Raw genomic sequence first — 16,098 nt, 5'->3', positions numbered from 1 at the left:
GTTAAAAGGAGACATTGCATGCAGGAACGCAATCCCTTGCTCGGCACATGGCAGCTCGTCCGCTGGGACATCGGCTACGGCGACGGCCGGCCCGCCACGCTGCCTTACGGCGAAGCGGCGGTGGGGCTGATCCTCTACAGCACCGACGGCTGGATGAACGCCTGCATCGCGCGGCCCGACCGGCCCAGGCTGTCGAGCGACAGCGTGCGCAGCGCCCCGGAGCGGGAGCGCCTGGCGGCCTTCGAGAGCTACTTCCAGTACGCCGGCCGCTACGAGATCCGCGGCGAGCCCGGCGCGCAGCAGGTGGTGCACTCGGTCACGCAGTCGCTGAATCCGAACTTCGTCGGCACGCAGCAGGTGCGGGACATGCACTTCGATGCCGAAGGACGGCTCACGCTGTCGGCCTCCGACACGGTGCCCGGCACGGACGTCGCGCGCCATCACCGGCTGATGTGGAAGAGGGCCGCTGCATGAGCGAGGCGCTGGTGGCGTCGACGCTGTACGAGAAGCACCGGGCCACCTTCGAACGCGCGGTGCGGGCCTGCAGTGCGCGCCACTGCTGGAGCCCTTATCCCGAGATGCCTGGCCAGTATCCGGACGCCGCCCGCGCGCAGGCCGCCGGGGCGCAGGCCTTCCGCCGGCAACTGGGTCAGCGCTTCGTGCTGGACCAGCCCGGCATCACGGCCGAAGTCGGCGAGGAGCTCTCGCCCTACACCCAGCAGCCGCTTGGCATCCTCTATCCGCAGTCCGACATCGACCGGCTGTTCGACGCCGGCGAAGCCGCGATCCCGGCCTGGGCCGACGCCGCGATCGACACCCGCATCGGCGTCCTGATGGAGGCGCTCGACACGCTCTACCGCGAGCACCTGTTCGAGATCGCGCACGCGGTGATGCACACGGCCGGCCAGAGCTTCAACATGGCCTATGCCGGCTCGGGCGTCAACGCGCTCGACCGCGGCATCGAGGTGCTGGTGCACGCCCGCCAGGCGATGGAGGCGATCGCGCCGAGCGCGCGCTGGGAGCGCAGCTTCGGCGCCGCGCGCATCGTGCTCGACAAGACCTATCGGCTGGTGCCGCGCGGCGTGGCGGTCTGCTTCAGTTGCGCCAGCTTCCCGACCTGGAACGCCTGGCCCTCGATGCTCGCCAGCCTGTCCACCGGCAATGCGGTGATCGTGAAGCCGCATCCGGCGACCGTGCTGCCGATGGCGATCACGGTGCGCGCCTTTCGCCGCGTGCTGGAGGCGGCGGGCTTCGATCCGAACCTGGTCACGCTGGCCCTCGACACGCAGGCCTCGCCGATCGGCAAGCAGCTGGTTGGGCATCCGCAGACCGCGATCGTCGATTTCACGGGCAGCGTCGCCTTCGGCCAGTGGGTGGAGCAGCATGCGCACCCGGCGCTGGTCTTCACCGAGACCGCCGGCTGCAACACGGTGGTGATCGAGTCGGTGGAGGATCTCGACGCCGTGCTGCGCAGCCTTGCCACCACGCTGTGCATGTTCAGCGCCCAGATGTGCACCAGCCCGCAGAACATCTACCTGCCGGCGCAGGGCGTGCGCACGCCGCAGGGTGTCGTGAGCCTCGACGAGGTCGCGCGCCGGTTGGCCGCTGCGGTCGCAGCCATCGCGGGCGAGCCGAAGAAGGCCGCGATGATCCTCGCGGCGCTGCAGTCGACGCAGAGCATCGCCTTGCTCGATCGCCTGGAACGCGAGGGCGAGACCCGCGGCCGGGTGCTGCTGCGGCCGGCGCCCTACGTGCACCCCGAGTTTCCCGAGGCGCGCACGCGCACGCCGTTGATGCTCCAGGTCGGCAAGAGCGAGCGCGACCTCTACGGCGAAGAGCGCTTCGGTCCGGTGAGCTTCGTGATCGCCTGCGACGACGCGGCCGATGCACTGGCCCAGGCCACGCGTGACGTGCGCGAGTTCGGCGGGCTCACGGCCTTTGTCTATTCCACCGACGAGGCCTTCGTCGCCCGCGCCGAAGCGACCTACGCGAGGGCCGGCGCGCAGCTCACGATCAACCTCACGGGACCGATGCCGCTCAACTTCGCGGCCGCCTACAGCGACTACCACGTGACCGGCCTGAATCCGGCGGGCAACGCCAGCCTGACCGACCTGGCCTTCGTCGCCGGCCGCTTCCGCATCTCGCAATCGCGCCGGCCTTCGCGCAGCGCGCACCCCTCGAACTGAAGGAGAACGACATGGGACAGAACGACATACCCGTCCTCACGGGCGGCTTCGCGCCGATCGAGGACGAAGTCACGATGGAACTCACCGAAGTCGAGGGCGAGATCCCGCGCGACCTCACCGGCATGCACGTGCGCAACGGTCCCAACCGGCGCTTCGAGGCCCCGGGCCGCTACCACTGGTTCGACGGCGACGGCATGCTGCATGCCGTGCGTTTCGAGGGCGGCCGCGCGCACTACCAGAACCGCTGGGTCATGACCGACAGCCTGAACGAGGAACTCGCGGCCGGCTCGGCGCTGTGGCAGGGCATCAAGGACCCGCCGCGCAAGGACCGGCCCGACATGCCGGTGAAGAACACCTCGAACACCGACGTCAAGTTCTACGCCGGCCACCTGGTCTCGATGTGGTACCTGGGCGGCTCGGTCTACCAGTGCCGGCCGAACGACCTGTCGACCGTCGGCAAGCTGGAGTTCGATCCGCGCATGAAGGGCCTGCCGGTGTCGGCGCATTCGAAGGTGGACGAGCGCACCGGCGAATTCCTGTTCTTCGCCTACGGCAAGGAGTCGCCCTACATGCACTACGGCGTGATGGACCGCCACGGCGCCTTGCAGACCTTCATGCCGGTGCAGCTGCCCGGACCGCGCCTGCCGCACGACATGGCGATCACGCCCAACTACACGATCGTGCACGATCTGCCGCTCTTCTACGACATGGACGCCTTCGCGGCCGGCCGCCACAAGCTCAAGTTCCATCACACGCTGCCCTCGCGTTTCGGCGTCATTCCGCGCCATGGCACACCCGAGCAGATCCGCTGGTTCGAGGCCAGCCCGACCTACATGTACCACGTGTCGAACGCGTGGGAAGAAGCCGATGGCCACGGCGGCATCGAGATCGTGATGACCGGCACGCCCTTTCGCCTGCCGCGCGACTGGCGCGGCAACGTCGAGGTGGACCGCTTCCCCAAGATGCTCGCGAACCTGGAGCACGACTTCATGTTCTACGAATGGCGCTTCAACCTGCGCACCGGACAGACCCGCGAGCGGGTGCTCGACGACATCGTCAACCAGGAGTTCCCGGTCATCAACTCGTGGATGCAGGGCCACAAGACGCGCTACTCGTGGAACGTGCTGATGGGCCGCAGCAACCGCGCCGAGGATCCGCGCTTCTGCGGCTTCGTGCGCCAGGACCTCGAGCGCGGCATCAGCACCAGCTACCACGAGGGCGTGCACAAGTGGTTCAGCGAAGCGCCCTTCGCGCCGAAGGACCACTGGAAAGCCGAGGACGACGGCTACCTGGTGGGCTTCATGTGGGACGACGAGAAGAAGGCGTCCTTCGTCACCGTGTTCGACGCCAGCGACGTCGCGCAGGGCCCGGTGGCACGCATCCGCATTCCGCACCGGGTGCCCAACGGCTTCCATGCCACCTGGGTCAGTGGCGAGCGCCTCCAGCGCGGGTACTGAGAAACGGGACGCCGCCATGATCCTCGTGCCTCAAGACAAGATCGACGACTACACCGCGCGTGGCTGGTGGGGCAGCATCACTTTGTGGGAGCTGTTCCGCAACAACCTGGCGGCACATCCGGATGACGAGGCGGTGGTCGATGCACCGAACCGCGCCGACTTCGCGCACGGCGCGCCGCGCCGGCTCACGTGGTCGCAGCTCGGCGACGAGATCGACCGCTTCTGCCTCATGCTGCTGGTGGAGGGCATCCGCCGCGACGAAGTGATGGTGGTGCAGTTGCCCAACTGCATCGAGCAGTTCGTCGTCTACCTCGCCTGTGCGCGGCTGGGCATCATCGCGACGCCGGTGCCGATCCAGTACCGCGAGCACGAGCTGGCGCAGATCCTCGAGATCACGCAGGCCAGCGCGGCCTTGAGCTTCTCGCGCATCGGAAAGGCCGAGGGCGGGCATGCGGCTGCGCGCATGTATGCCGGCCTGCGTGCCGCGCACCCTTCGCTGCGCACGGTGCTCGCCTGGGGCGACGCCGTGGACGAGGGCATGGTCGACGTCGCGGCGCATCTGCGCCTGCCACCGGGACCCGGCGACCTGCAGCGCCTCGCGCAGGCCGAGCGCGAGGCTGCCGTCACGGCCAACGACGTGTTCACGATCTGCTGGACCTCGGGCACCGAGGCCAGCCCCAAGGGCGTGCCGCGCAGCCACAACGAGTGGCTGGTGATCGCGCCCTCGATCATCGAGGCCGGCGAGATCCGCGAGCGGGCGCGCCTGCTCAATCCGTTCCCGCTGGTCAACATGGCAGGCATCTCCACCGCCTTCGCCGCCTGGCTGGTGCTGGGCGGCACCGTGGTGCAGCACCAGCCTTTCGCGCTGCCGGTGTTCCTGCAGCAACTGCGCGACGAGTGCATCGACTACACGGTGGCGCCGCCGGCGATCCTCAACATGCTGCTGCAGAACGAGCAGCTGCTCGAGGGCATCGACTTCGGGCGGCTGGCGCGCATCGGCTCGGGCTCGGCGCCGCTGTCGGACTGGATGGTGCGTGGCTTCGCCGAGAAGCGCGGGGTGCAGATCGTCAACTACTTCGGCTCCAACGAGGGCGCCGCGCTGTCGGGCAACCATGTCGACATCCCGGACCCCGGGCTGCGCGCCCAGTTCTTTCCGCGCGCCGGCGTGCCGGGCCATGCCTGGAGCATCTCGACCACGCGCAAGATCCGCACGCGGCTGGTGGACTGCGAGACCGGCGAGGACATCGAGGACGGCGGCCGCCCCGGCGAGATCCGCTTCGACGGCCCGACCATCTTCAGCGGCTACTGGAACGCGCCCGGGCTGAGCCAGCGCGCGTTCGACGAACAGGGCTTCTACAAGACCGGCGACCTGTTCGAGATCGCCGGAGATCGCCTGCAGTACTACCGCTACGTGGGGCGCTCCAAGGACCTGGTGATCCGCGGTGGCGTCAACATCTCGTCGGAGGAAATCGAGAGCCTGCTGCTGGCCTGTCCCGGCGTGCGCGAGGCCGCGGTGGTCGGCGTGCCCGACGAGGTGCTCGGCGAGAAGCTCTGCGCCTGCGTCGTCTCGGTCGACGTCGCCGCGCCGGCCACGCTCGAGGGGATCAACGCTTTCCTGCGCGAGCACAAGCGCGTAGCGGTCTACAAGCTGCCCGAGTACCTGCTGCCGCTGGCCGAGCTGCCGCGCAACCCGGTCGGCAAGATCCTCAAGCGCGAGCTGCGGCTGCGCGCGCGCGCACTCGCCGACCTGCCGGGAGTGGTTGCATGAAGCCGGTGCTCCTGCTGATCCCCGGCATGCTGAACACGGCCGCGGTCTGGCGCGAGGTGGTGCCGCTGCTGCAGTCGCGCTTCGATGTCCGCATCGCCGACGTCCAGACCCAGTCCAGCATCGCCGAGATGGCGCGCGATGCCTGGGCCCGTGTGGCCGATGTGCCCCTCGGCGTGCCGGTGCGGGTCTGCGGCTTCTCGATGGGCGGCTACGTGGCGATCGAGATGATCGCGGGGCAGGGCCGCCGGGTCGACGGCCTGGTGCTGCTCGACACCTCGGGCCGGCCCGAGTCGACCGAAGGCGCAGCGCTGCGCGAGAAGACCATTGCCGCGATCGGCCGCGATTTTGACAAGGTCACGGCCGGCGTCGCGCAGTTCGCGACCGACGATGCGCGCCATGCCGACGAGCCCTGGATGGCCGCGCTGCGCACGCTGCTGCGCGAGGTCGGCCCCGAGGCGGCGATCCGTCAGAACCGCGCGATCGTCGGTCGCTCCGACCATCGCGAAGCGCTGGCCGCGCTGCGGATTCCGGTGCGTGTGGTGTGCGGCCGAAGCGACCGCATCACGCCGCCCGAGCTGTCGCAGGAACTGGCCGCGCTGATGCCGTCCGCGCGGCTCGAATGGATCGAGGGCGCGGGCCACATGACGCCGCTGGAAGCGCCGGCGCAGGTGGCCGCCGCGATCGGCTCGCTGCTGGACCCCTCTACAGGAGACAAGACATGAACCGACGCATCGCCTGTTTGCAGCTCGGCGGCCTGGCGCTCGCGAGCGCCGCACCCTGGGCCCGCGCACAGGACCCTGCCGCCTTCCCGGACAGGCCGCTGCGCATCGTGGTGCCCTTCGCGCCCGGCAACACCCTCGACACCGCGCTGCGCCAGGTGGCCGAGGAGTTCAAGAAGAACGCCGGCCAGCCGCTCCTGATCGACAACAAGCCCGGCGGCTCCGGCATCATCGCGGCGCAGACCGTGATGAGCGCGCCGCCCAACGGCTACACGCTGCTGCTGGCCAACACCAGCATGTTCACCGTCAACCCGCACACCTTCGCGCGGCTGCCCTACGACCCCGAGAAAAACTTCAGGCCGGTCAGCAACTTCCTCGGCGCCTCGATGGTGATGGCGGTCAACAACCAGGTGCCCGCCAACGACATCAAGGAATTCGTCGCCTGGACCAAGGCGCGTCCGGGCAAGGTGTCGTTCGCTTCCTTCACGGCCGGCAACTCCTCGCATTTCGCCGGCGTTCTGCTGAACCAGCGTGCCGGCATCGACATGGTGCACGTGCCTTTCAACGGCACGCCGCCGGCGGTCACGAACCTGGTCGGCGGCCAGGTCGATGCGGCCTTCCTGCCGCTGCTGGCGGTCAAGCCGCAGGTGGACGCGGGCAAGGTCAAGGTGCTGGCCGTGACGAGCCCGCAGCGCTCGGCGCTGATGCCGCAGGTCGCGACCTTCCGGGAGCAGGGCTACCCCGATCTCGAGATCTACATCTGGGCGGCGATCGCGGCGCCGGCCGGCACGCCCGATGCGGTCATCGCCAGGCTCAACGGCGAGTTCGTGAAGATCCTCCGCTCGGCCGAACTCAAGGAGAAATGGAAGACCATGGATTTCGAGACCCTGCCTTCGACCCCGCAGGAATTCACCCGCTTCGCCCAGGCCGACTCGAAACGCTGGGCCGAAGCGGTGCGGATCTCGGGCTTCAAGGCCAGCGAATGAGGCACGCCGACATGACGACGAATTCGATCCCTCCCTTCCAGCTGCGGCTGCCGGTCATCGCGGCGCCGATGTTCCTGATCTCCGGGCCGGCACTGGTGCTGGCCGCCTGCCGCGCCGGCATCGTCGGCGCCTTCCCCACGCCCAACGCGCGGCCGATCGAGATGCTCGACGCCTGGATGCGCGAGATCACCGAAGGCCTGGCGCGGGCGCGCGACGCGCAGCCGGCCGCCACCCTCGGCCCCTGGTGCGCGAACCTGGTCACGCATTCGTCGAACACGCGGCTGGCCGAAGATCTCGAATTGGTCGCTCGCTACAAGCCGCCGATCGTGGTCACGGCGCTCGGCAGCCCCAAGCCCGCGATCGAGGTGGTGCACCGCTATGGCGGCCGCGTGTTCGCGGACGTCATCAACCTGCAGCTCGCGAAAAAGGCGGTGGCGGCCGGCGCCGACGGCCTGGCCTGCGTGTCGGCCGGCGCGGGCGGCCACACCGGCTTCCTGTCGCCCTTCGCCTTCGTCAGCGCGGTGCGCGAGTTCTTCGATGGCTTGGTGGTCACCGGCGGCGGCATCAGCGACGGCTGGGGCGTGGCCGGCGCGATCGCCTCGGGCGCCGACTTGGTCTACATGGGCACGCGCTTCATTCCGGTGGCCGAGAGCCTGGCGCCGGACGCCTACAAGAAGATGCTGGTCGACAGCACGGTCGACGACCTGGTGGTGAGCGCGGGCGTCACCGGGACGCCCGCGAGCTGGCTGAAGGCGTCGCTGCGGGCCAACGGCCTCGATCCCGACAACATGCCGAGTGCGCCCCAGCGCCAGTACGACAGCGGCCAGCCGATGGCAGCCCGGCGCTGGAAGGATGTGTGGGCCGCCGGCCAGGGCATCGGTGCGATCCGCGAGGTCGAGACCGTGACCGCGGTGGTCGATCGGCTCGAGCGCGAGTATGCGCAGGCCAGTGCACGATTCGCCGGCCTGGCGCAGCCTGCTGCGCGCGCTGGCGCGAAGGATCCGCGACACACGCCTGAGAGCTCAGAATCGGCGAGCTGTGCGCAACCGTCGTAAGCTTCGTGGCTGAGCGCGGCGGCGCGCGACCCACAAGCTGACAATCATCCGGTGCCACTGACTCCCGAAGAACTCGACCTGCGTCGCGACGCGCTGGCCACCAGCACCCTCGACCACGGCCTGCAACTGCTGGGCGACCGCTGGACCATGGCGGTCGTGCTCGGCGCCTTTCTCGGCGTGCGGCGCTTCGATGAATGGCAGAGCCGCCTGGGCATTCCACGCCACACGCTGGCCCAGCGCCTGCGCGCGCTCACCGCGCTCGGCCTGCTGCGCCAGCGCCCCTATCAGCAGCGCCCGCTGCGGCATGGCTACCACCTCACGGCCAAGGGGCTCACGCTCTACCCGCATGTGCTCATGATGTGGTCGTGGGAGCGGCGCTGGGGGGCTCGTGCCTCCGACCTGCCCGAGCGCCTGGTCCACATCGGCTGCGGCCACCCATTCGTGCCCTGGCTGGCCTGCGGGGCTTGCGGCGACAAGGTCGGCATCGGCGACCTGAGCTTCACGCTGGAGGCCGTCGACGCGCTGCGCGAACACCCGCCCGCGCGCGGCCGCGCCCCCCGGCTGGCGCAGGCCGAAGGTGGGGAGCCCGGCCTGGGCCTACGGGTGGACCGCTGGGCCTTGCTGATCATCTCGGCCGTGCTGCTCGGCTGTCATCACTTCGACGAACTCAGTCATGTGCTGGGCATCGGCAGCAGCGTGCTCACGCGCCGGCTGGCGGGCATGGTCGACACCGGGCTGCTGCTGAGCCAGGCCGATCTGGCCGACGGCCGGCGAAGGATCTACCGGCTGACGCCCGCGAGCCGCGACCTGTTCGGCTACATCCTGTGCTTTTCGAGCTGGGCCAGCCGCCATCACTTCATCGAACCGAGCTCGATCCGGCCGATGCACCGGGCCTGCGGACATGCGTTCGCGCCGCAAGTGGTGTGCAGCCACTGCCAGCAGCCCTTGCTGGCGCGCGAGGTGCGGGCGGAGGGCCCCGCGGCGCATCATCCGATCAAGACGCGGCCACGACCCGCCACGCCGCCACCCGGCGCTGAAACCCCTTGAGTTCCAGTTCACCCGCTCCCTCGATCGACCATTCGGCGGTCTTCGCCGCGACGTCCTGCAAGGCCGCCTGAACGCGCTGCGAGATCAGGATTTCTCCACCGCCGGCTTCGCCGCACAGGCGCGCGGCCAGGTTGGTGACCGTGCCGATGGCCCCGTAGTCGATGCGCCCGTCGAAGCCGATGCCGCCGAGCGTCGCGAAGCCCTGCGCGATGCCGATGCCCATGTGCAGGTCATAGCCCCGGCGGCGCCATTGCCCGCTGAGGGCCGCCATCTCGCGCTGCATCTGGACCGCCATGCGCAATGCGCGCGCCGGCGCATCGGCCACGGGCTGCGGGTCGTTGAAGAAGATCATCATGCCGTCGCCCGAGAAGCGCTCCAGCGTGCCCTCGTGGGCAAGCACCAGCTGCCCCATCGCGGCATGGTATTGCGCCAGCACGGCCATCACTTCCTCGGGCTCGGCCGTTTCGGTGAACGCGGTAAAGCCGCGCAGGTCGAGAAAGACGACGGTGATCTCGCGCCGATGGCTCCTGAGCGGGTCGTCGGCGCCGCCGGCAAGAATCGCCTCGGCCAGCTGCGGCGAGAAGAAGCGCTTGAGCTGCCCCACGCGTTCCAGTTGCTGAACACTCTCCGCCACGCGTTGTTCCAGCGTGGCGTTCCAGGCCTGCAGCAAGGCCTTTTGCTGCTGGACTTCGTCGTACAGCGTCTTGACCCGCAACAGGGAGCGCACGCGTGCCATCAGCTCGGCCTGGTTGATGGGCTTGCCCAGGAAGTCGTCGGCGCCGGCCTCCAGGCCCTTCACGCGCTCCTGCTCCGGATCGAGTGCGGTCACCAGCACGATCGGCAGCACCGCGCAGGCGGGATCGGCGCGGAGGGCGCGGCACACGTCATAGCCGTTCATGCCCGGCATCATCACGTCCAGCAGCACCAGGTCGGGTGGGTCGGCCGCGATGCATGCCAGGGCCTCTTCGCCGGACGCCGCGGTGCTCGTCCGGTAGCCGCGCGCCGTCAGGACGTCCGCGAGCAGCCGCACGTTCTTGGCGACGTCGTCGACGACCAGGATATGCGGACTCATTTCCAGCGCCCCCCGCACGGCAGCCGAAGCGCGGCGGCCGGAAATGCCTCGGCGATCAGGACCGTGTTCATCCGATGGCCTCCAGGCTCTGCAGCGGCAGCTGGAAGGTGAAAGTCGAGCCTTCGCCGGGGCGGCTGTCGACGCGCAACGTGCCACCGTGCAGCTCCACGAAGCGCTTGGACAGCGACAGCCCCAGCCCGGTGCCTTCGGCCTTGCGCAGGTAATCGCCGCCGGCCTGTCGGAACTCGTCGAACACCAGCGAGTGGTCTTCGGGCGCGATGCCCACGCCGGTGTCGGTCACGCTCACCTCGACCAGGGCCGGGCCGGCTGCCGTCTCGATGCGGCGGGCGTCCAGGCGCACGCGGCCGCCGGCCGGCGTGAACTTCACCGCGTTGGACAGCAGGTTCACCACCACCTGCTTGAGCTTTCGTGCGTCCGCCACCCATTCCGTCAGCCCTTCGCCCACCTCCAGCGACATCGACAGGCCGTTGCGCTGCGCGCGCTCGCGCACCAGGGTCAGGGCGTTGTCCAGCAGCAGGCCGAGATCGAAGCAGCTCAGGTCCAGCTCCATGCGTCCGGCTTCGATCTTCGACAAGTCCAGCACGTCGTTGATCAGCGTCAGCAGGTGCTGGCCCGACGAGTGGATGTCCCGCAGGTATTCCATCTGCTTGGCATTGACGTCGCCGAACATCTGCTCGGTCAGCGCCTCGGAAAAGCCGATGATGGCGTTCAGGGGCGTGCGCAGCTCGTGCGACATGTTGGCCAGGAACTCCGACTTGTGGCGGTTCGCCACTTCGAGCTGGCGGCTCTTGTCCTCGATCTCCTGGAACAGGCGCGCATTCTGGATCGCGATCACCGCCTGGTCGGCGAAGGTCTCGACGAGGCGGACCTCGGCCTCCGAGAAGCGCCGCACCTCCCTGCGAACCACGGCGATGATGCCGAGCGATGCGCCCTCGCGCACCATGGGAACGCCCAGTACGGTACGGAATCCGTGGCGCGACTGGGGGTCGCGCGAATCGGGGTAGTCGGAATCGATCAGGCGGGCGACATCCTCGACGTGCACGGTCCGGCGCTCCAGGAAGGCGCGTCCCACCACCGATCCGCGCGTCAGCGGCAGGACTTCATCACGGCCCGATTCGGAGCCGTCGCTGGCGCCCTGGTAGCCGGTCATGGCGCGCAAGTGATCACCCTCCGGCAGCCAGACCCGGCATCCGTGGGCCCGGCACAGCACCGCGGAACGCTCGGCGACGGCCGACAGGACGGGCTGGAGCTCGGTCGGCGAACGGCTGATGACCCTGAGAATCTCCGCTGTCGCGGTCTGGTACTCGAGCGACGCCGTCAGTTCGGCGGTGCGCTGCTCGACCTTGCGCTCCAACTCGCCGTACGACTCGCGAAGCTGCACCGACATGCGGTTGAACTGCTGGGCCAGGCCTTCGAGCTCGTCGCCCGTGTGGACGACGATCTCGGGATTCAGATCGCCCCGGCCGATGCGCCGCGCACCGCGGGCGAGGGTGCGGATCGGCCGCACCATGCTGCGCGCGAGGACCGATGCCGCCAGCGCCGAGATCGCCAGGCCCGCGAGCAGCAGCACGGCGGCGCGCAGGATCGAGGCGTTCAGCTTGGCATACACCTCTGCGATCGGCTGTTCGACGAACACCTTCCAGCCCAGCGAATCGATCGGCGCCATCGAGGTCAGCACGGTGGCCCCCTGGAGGTTGCGCGACACCATCGCCTGCGGTTTCGACGGGCCGTCGGCCGCCGCGGCAGCCTGGACATGCGGCAACGATGCCAGGCTGGTCTTGCGAAGTACCAGCCCGATGTCGGGGTCTGCCACGAGCAGGCCGTTGCCGTCGATCGCATAGGCCTTGCCCGCGTGGCCGATCTCGATGCGCGATACGACATCCCAGATGAACTTGAGATTCAGCTCGGCCACCGTGACCGGCCCCTTCGCGCCGCCGGACCGGATCGCCACCGTCATGTAGGGCTCGGTGTCGCGGTTGAAGTACACCGGCCCGAACCAGGCCGCATCGGGCTCGGCGTTGCGGAACGGCGTCTCCGACGACCGATCCCTGCCGGAACCCACGACGTCCATGCCCAGCCGCGATACCGCGATCTGTTCGCGACCGGCACGGTCGAGCTGCGCGATGTCGGTCACTTCCGGGGCCAGGCGCAGCAGCCGCCAGAATTCCGTGCGCCGCGACTCCAGGTCCGAGGCGTCGAGCTGGGCCAGGGACGCGTAGGCCAGCTGCTGGGACACCTGCTGGACGTGCTGCTCGATCCGGGAGGCCGCGCCGACGGCCTTTTCGTGCTGCAAGCTGGCCAGGGCCGCCTTGGTCTCCTGATAGGAGAAATAGAGGCTGATCGCGCTGGACGCCAGCAGCACCGTCGTCACCAGCGAGAGGATCAGCAGCAGGTACTTGCGGAACAGGCGCCCGCGGTGGACATCCCGCGTGGCCCTTGACAGCACCGTGAAGCGTCGGCCATCGGCTGGCGGTGCGAGCTCGCCCGTCGGTGACACAGGGGACGAATCCGGGGGCATCATGGCCTGCCCATTGGACATCGCCGTCCGCGCGATGGGAAGACCGGTCGCGTAGGCCGATCGGCCGACCCGGACCCCACGCATGAGGCACAGGCGATGGGCCGGAAGCGGCGCAAAATCGCCCTTCTGAGGACGCTGGCAACAAGGAGATGTCCGATGCGCAGCAAGATCCTGTGGCTCCTTCTTTGCACCGTGCTGGCGGCTGCCGGTTCCCTTGCCCGGGCCCAGCAGCCGAGGAAGGTCGCGCGCGTGGGTTATCTGGCGGCCGTTTCGGCCAGCGCCGACGCGCCGCGCCTGGAAGCGTTTCGGCAAGGGCTGCGGGATCTCGGCTATGTCGAAGGGCAGAACATTTTGATCGACTACCGCCACGAGAGCCAGGATCTGCAGCGGCTCCCCAGCCTGGCGGCCGAGCTGATTCGCCTGGACATCGACGTGCTGGTCGCGGTGACGACCAACGCGGCGCAGGCCGCCAGGAAGACGACCACGACGGTGCCCATCGTCTTCATGGGCGTCACGGATCCGATCGCCACCGGACTGGCCGAGAGCCTTGCGCGGCCCGGCGGGAACAGCACGGGCATCACCAACGTGGCGGCCATCCTCACCGGCAAGCGGCTGGAGCTTCTCAAGGAAATCAACCCCAGGATCGCCCGTGTGGCGGTGCTGTGGGATCCACAGGCGCCCGGCTCCGTCCCGCAGTGGGAGGCCAGCCGGCTGCCGGCCGAGAAACTGGGCCTCGAGCTCTATTCGATGGAGGCCGGCAGCGCCGACCGCTATGCGGCAGCGTTCAAGGAAGCCGTCAAGGCGCGCAGCAATGCCGTGTGGGTCACGCTGAACCCGGTGGCCAATTCAAACCAGAAGCTGATCGCGGAGCTGGCCATCGAACATGGGTTGCCATCGATCTGCGCGCGGGGCGACTATGCGGAAAACGGCTGCCTGATGGCCTACGGACCCGGCTACGGCACCGAGGGCAAGGACGGCGCCCGCTACGTCGACCGGATCCTGAAAGGCGCCAAGCCCGCGGACCTTCCGATCGAGCAGCCGACGAAGTTCGAGTTGCTGATCAACCTGAAGACGGCGAAGCGGCTCGGGTTCACGGTCCCGCAGTCGGTTCTGAACCGGGCGGACAAGGTGATCCAGTGATCCTTTGGCGGGCGAGCGGTCAATTCTCCCCAGGCGTCGCGCTGCTCAGCTGCAAGACCGCCATCGCGTTGCTCGCCGTGGTCGCCAGCGTATTGATCGTGCGCGTGCGCAGTGCGCCGAGCATCGCCGTGACCTTGCTCGATTCGGCCACGATCGCGATCACGTCGGGGATGCGTTCCAGGTCGTTGCGATTGAGCCCCACGACCCGCCCCTGTATCGGCGTCATCGCCGGCCGGCCGTGGATGTCGATGAAGTCGTAGCCCATCATGTCGCCGACCGTCCCGGTGCGCTTGGCATCGCTGATCTCGCGGGCCGAGAACCAGCCCATGCGGACCATGTTGCTGTCCTCGCTCATGTCGCCGACGCCGATCATGGCAATGTCGGCGCGCCGGGCGCGGTCGAGCGTATGGCGGACGGTGTCGTTCTCGAGCAAGGCCTGTCGCACGGCGGGTTCCCCGACCAGCGCGGGCGCGTAGAGCGATTCGGACTCGCCGCCGAAACGCGCCGCCAACCGCCGCGCGATGTGGTCGGCGTTCATCGTCTCGCCACCCCGGTAGCTGCCGCCGATGGCGCTCACGAAGACGCAACTGCGGCGCGTCGCCGAGATCGCGTGCTCGCTGACCGCGCTGACGTTGCGCCCCATGCCGACCGCGACCACGCTGTCGTCGACCAGGATGCGGTCGAGGTAACCTGCCACGACGCCCGCCAGCAGCGCGCGCTGGCTTTCGGGTTCCTTGTGGTCCACGGAGATCAGCGCGCGCTGGATGCCGAAGCGCTCGACCAACTGCTTTTCCAGGTCGGACGTGAGCGCTGCATGCGGACGCACGCGGATCTCGACGATGCCTGTCTTCTGCGCCTTGCGCAGCAGGCGCCCGATGGTGGCGCGCGAGATCGCGAAGCGTTTCGAAAGCTCTTCCTGGGTCTGCCCATCGATGTAGTACAGCGTGGCGAGCTGAGCCAGGTCGTTTTCCGTCATGCAGCGGTTATATCAGCGCGCCACCCGCCCGGCGCCGGCAGGCTCAAGGTGCCGGCTTCAGCAGCACCTTGATGGAGTCCGTCGAATCCGCGAGCTTGATCGCCGCATCCCACTCGGACAAGGCGAAGGTGTGGGTCACGATGCCCGCGGACTTGACGAGGCCGCGGGCGAGCAGGTCGATCGCAACGGGATAGCAGTCGCCGCTCAGGTGGGCGCCCCGAAGGTCGAGTTCCTTCTCCTCGCCGATGATCGACCAGTCGACCGTGGTGTCGCGCCCGAAGACACTGAACTCGACGAAGCGACCGAGCTTGCGGATCATGTTCAAGCCCTGCGTGACACCGGCCGGCGCACCCGTCGATTCGATGTAGACGTCGCAGCCGTAGCTGTCCGTCAACGAGCGAACGATGGCCTCGGCATCCTCTTGCCCCGGGTTGATCACGACGTCGGCGCCGAAACCCCGCGCCAATTCGAGGCGCTGGTCGATCATGTCGATCACGATCAGCTTCTTCGGTGTCTTGAGGCGCGCGACCTGGACCATCAGCAGGCCGAGCGTCCCGGCGCCGGCGATGACGACCACGTCGTCCAGCTGGATGTCGGCCCGGTTGACCGCGTGGATCGCGCAGGACAAGGGCTCGGTCATGGAGGCATCCTCGAACGAGATGTGCCCTGGGATCTTGTGAATCACTGCGCGTGCCGACAAGCGCATGTAGTCCGCCATGCCGCCGTCCGCCACCTGCCGCTGGAAGCCGTAGACGTCGTGCACCTCGCACATCCAGCGGAAGCCCGTCTTGCAGTAGCGGCATCGGGTGCAGGGAACGATCTGTTCGGCGATCACCCGATCGCCAAGACTGACGCCGTGGAACGCCTCGGCGCCTGCGCCGATCTCGACCACGTGGCCCCAGAATTCATGGCCGGGTATCACGGGCGGTTTGACGTAGGCCGGCTTGTTCCTTGATGGGTCGCCCCAGAAGCGGGCCGCACCCGAGTGGCACTTGCAGTCGCTGGCGCAGATGCCGCAGGCGGCGATCTTGATCACTACCTCGTTGGCGCCGGCCGCCGGTCGCTTGACCCGCTCGAGACGATAGTCCCGGGGCGCATGGCAGACGACTGCCAGCATGTCCGTGTCGTGAAAGTTCATTGTCTCGTCCTCCCT

Annotated in this window: 13 protein-coding genes; 9 read left to right on the top strand and 4 right to left on the bottom strand. The window is 68.6% G+C overall.

Annotation, left to right across the window (positions count from 1 at the left end; all coding sequences use genetic code 11):
* Positions 1–18: 18 nt before the first annotated feature.
* From AC1D2O_RS12100 to AC1D2O_RS12065, 8 genes are read left to right on the top strand one after another with little or no spacing between them, the layout of a single operon-like run.
* On the top strand, positions 19–474 hold the full coding sequence (locus AC1D2O_RS12100) for a lipocalin-like domain-containing protein (protein WP_478087310.1): 456 nt from the start codon (positions 19–21) through the stop codon (positions 472–474).
* Positions 471–2,186, top strand: coding sequence for a phenylacetic acid degradation protein PaaN (gene paaN / locus AC1D2O_RS12095; RefSeq protein WP_478087312.1), 1,716 nt, complete (start codon positions 471–473; stop codon positions 2,184–2,186). Before AC1D2O_RS12100 ends, paaN begins: the two co-directional genes overlap by 4 nt.
* Before the next feature lie 11 nt (positions 2,187–2,197).
* Positions 2,198–3,643 (top strand): carotenoid oxygenase family protein, encoded by a 1,446-nt coding sequence (locus tag AC1D2O_RS12090; protein ID WP_478087314.1) that lies wholly within the window; start codon positions 2,198–2,200, stop codon positions 3,641–3,643.
* 16 nt (positions 3,644–3,659) lie between these two features.
* A complete protein-coding gene (locus AC1D2O_RS12085) occupies positions 3,660–5,411 on the top strand; it encodes a class I adenylate-forming enzyme family protein (RefSeq protein WP_478087316.1) in 1,752 nt (583 codons plus the stop codon).
* A complete protein-coding gene (locus AC1D2O_RS12080) occupies positions 5,408–6,133 on the top strand; it encodes an alpha/beta fold hydrolase (protein WP_478087317.1) in 726 nt (241 codons plus the stop codon). The genes AC1D2O_RS12085 and AC1D2O_RS12080 overlap by 4 nt, the downstream gene beginning before the upstream one ends.
* The gene (locus tag AC1D2O_RS12075) at positions 6,130–7,116 is read left to right on the top strand and encodes a Bug family tripartite tricarboxylate transporter substrate binding protein (RefSeq protein WP_478087319.1); all 987 of its coding nucleotides are present in this window, start codon (positions 6,130–6,132) and stop codon (positions 7,114–7,116) included. Before AC1D2O_RS12080 ends, AC1D2O_RS12075 begins: the two co-directional genes overlap by 4 nt.
* Positions 7,117–7,127: 11 nt before the next feature.
* A complete protein-coding gene (locus tag AC1D2O_RS12070; RefSeq protein ID WP_478157068.1) occupies positions 7,128–8,171 on the top strand; it encodes an NAD(P)H-dependent flavin oxidoreductase in 1,044 nt (347 codons plus the stop codon).
* Positions 8,172–8,222: 51 nt separating this feature from the next.
* Positions 8,223–9,218, top strand: coding sequence for a winged helix-turn-helix transcriptional regulator (locus tag AC1D2O_RS12065; protein WP_478157066.1), 996 nt, complete (start codon positions 8,223–8,225; stop codon positions 9,216–9,218).
* Here the strand turns inward: AC1D2O_RS12065 and AC1D2O_RS12060 are convergent.
* Together AC1D2O_RS12060 and AC1D2O_RS12055 are read right to left on the bottom strand one after the other, a co-directional pair.
* Complete coding sequence (locus AC1D2O_RS12060; protein ID WP_478087325.1) at positions 9,166–10,290, bottom strand: adenylate/guanylate cyclase domain-containing protein; 1,125 nt, start codon at positions 10,288–10,290, stop codon at positions 9,166–9,168. The two genes, AC1D2O_RS12065 and AC1D2O_RS12060, sit on opposite strands and share 53 nt — an antisense overlap.
* A gap of 67 nt (positions 10,291–10,357) precedes the next feature.
* On the bottom strand, positions 10,358–12,808 hold the full coding sequence (locus AC1D2O_RS12055) for a sensor histidine kinase (protein WP_478157064.1): 2,451 nt from the start codon (positions 12,806–12,808) through the stop codon (positions 10,358–10,360).
* Between the two features lie 177 nt (positions 12,809–12,985).
* Between AC1D2O_RS12055 and AC1D2O_RS12050 the strand changes: the two genes are divergently transcribed.
* Complete coding sequence (locus AC1D2O_RS12050; RefSeq protein ID WP_478157063.1) at positions 12,986–13,969, top strand: ABC transporter substrate-binding protein; 984 nt, start codon at positions 12,986–12,988, stop codon at positions 13,967–13,969.
* 19 nt (positions 13,970–13,988) lie between these two features.
* Here the strand turns inward: AC1D2O_RS12050 and AC1D2O_RS12045 are convergent, their stop codons facing one another.
* Together AC1D2O_RS12045 and AC1D2O_RS12040 are read right to left on the bottom strand one after the other, a co-directional pair.
* Complete coding sequence (locus AC1D2O_RS12045) at positions 13,989–14,945, bottom strand: sugar-binding transcriptional regulator (RefSeq protein WP_478087331.1); 957 nt, start codon at positions 14,943–14,945, stop codon at positions 13,989–13,991.
* Positions 14,946–14,988: 43 nt separating this feature from the next.
* Complete coding sequence (locus AC1D2O_RS12040) at positions 14,989–16,083, bottom strand: alcohol dehydrogenase catalytic domain-containing protein (protein WP_478087333.1); 1,095 nt, start codon at positions 16,081–16,083, stop codon at positions 14,989–14,991.
* Positions 16,084–16,098 lie beyond the last annotated feature (15 nt).

This window comes from Variovorax sp. P1_G12, from assembly GCF_056405555.1.
Note: the sequence above shows the minus strand (reverse complement) of the source record. Positions and strands in the feature narration are given on the sequence as shown.

Bases quoted from the DNA above. Each gene is read 5' to 3' on its own strand.
- AC1D2O_RS12045 (WP_478087331.1), bottom strand. From the start codon at position 14,945: ATGACGGAAAACGACCTGGCTCAGCTCGCCACGCTGTACTACATCGAT.
- AC1D2O_RS12085 (WP_478087316.1), top strand. From the start codon at position 3,660: ATGATCCTCGTGCCTCAAGACAAGATCGACGACTACACCGCGCGTGGC.
- AC1D2O_RS12080 (WP_478087317.1), top strand. From the start codon at position 5,408: ATGAAGCCGGTGCTCCTGCTGATCCCCGGCATGCTGAACACGGCCGCG.
- AC1D2O_RS12040 (WP_478087333.1), bottom strand. From the start codon at position 16,083: ATGAACTTTCACGACACGGACATGCTGGCAGTCGTCTGCCATGCGCCC.
- AC1D2O_RS12070 (WP_478157068.1), top strand. From the start codon at position 7,128: ATGACGACGAATTCGATCCCTCCCTTCCAGCTGCGGCTGCCGGTCATC.
- paaN (WP_478087312.1), top strand. From the start codon at position 471: ATGAGCGAGGCGCTGGTGGCGTCGACGCTGTACGAGAAGCACCGGGCC.
- AC1D2O_RS12090 (WP_478087314.1), top strand. From the start codon at position 2,198: ATGGGACAGAACGACATACCCGTCCTCACGGGCGGCTTCGCGCCGATC.
- AC1D2O_RS12060 (WP_478087325.1), bottom strand. From the start codon at position 10,290: ATGAGTCCGCATATCCTGGTCGTCGACGACGTCGCCAAGAACGTGCGG.
- AC1D2O_RS12100 (WP_478087310.1), top strand. From the start codon at position 19: ATGCAGGAACGCAATCCCTTGCTCGGCACATGGCAGCTCGTCCGCTGG.
- AC1D2O_RS12075 (WP_478087319.1), top strand. From the start codon at position 6,130: ATGAACCGACGCATCGCCTGTTTGCAGCTCGGCGGCCTGGCGCTCGCG.
- AC1D2O_RS12050 (WP_478157063.1), top strand. From the start codon at position 12,986: ATGCGCAGCAAGATCCTGTGGCTCCTTCTTTGCACCGTGCTGGCGGCT.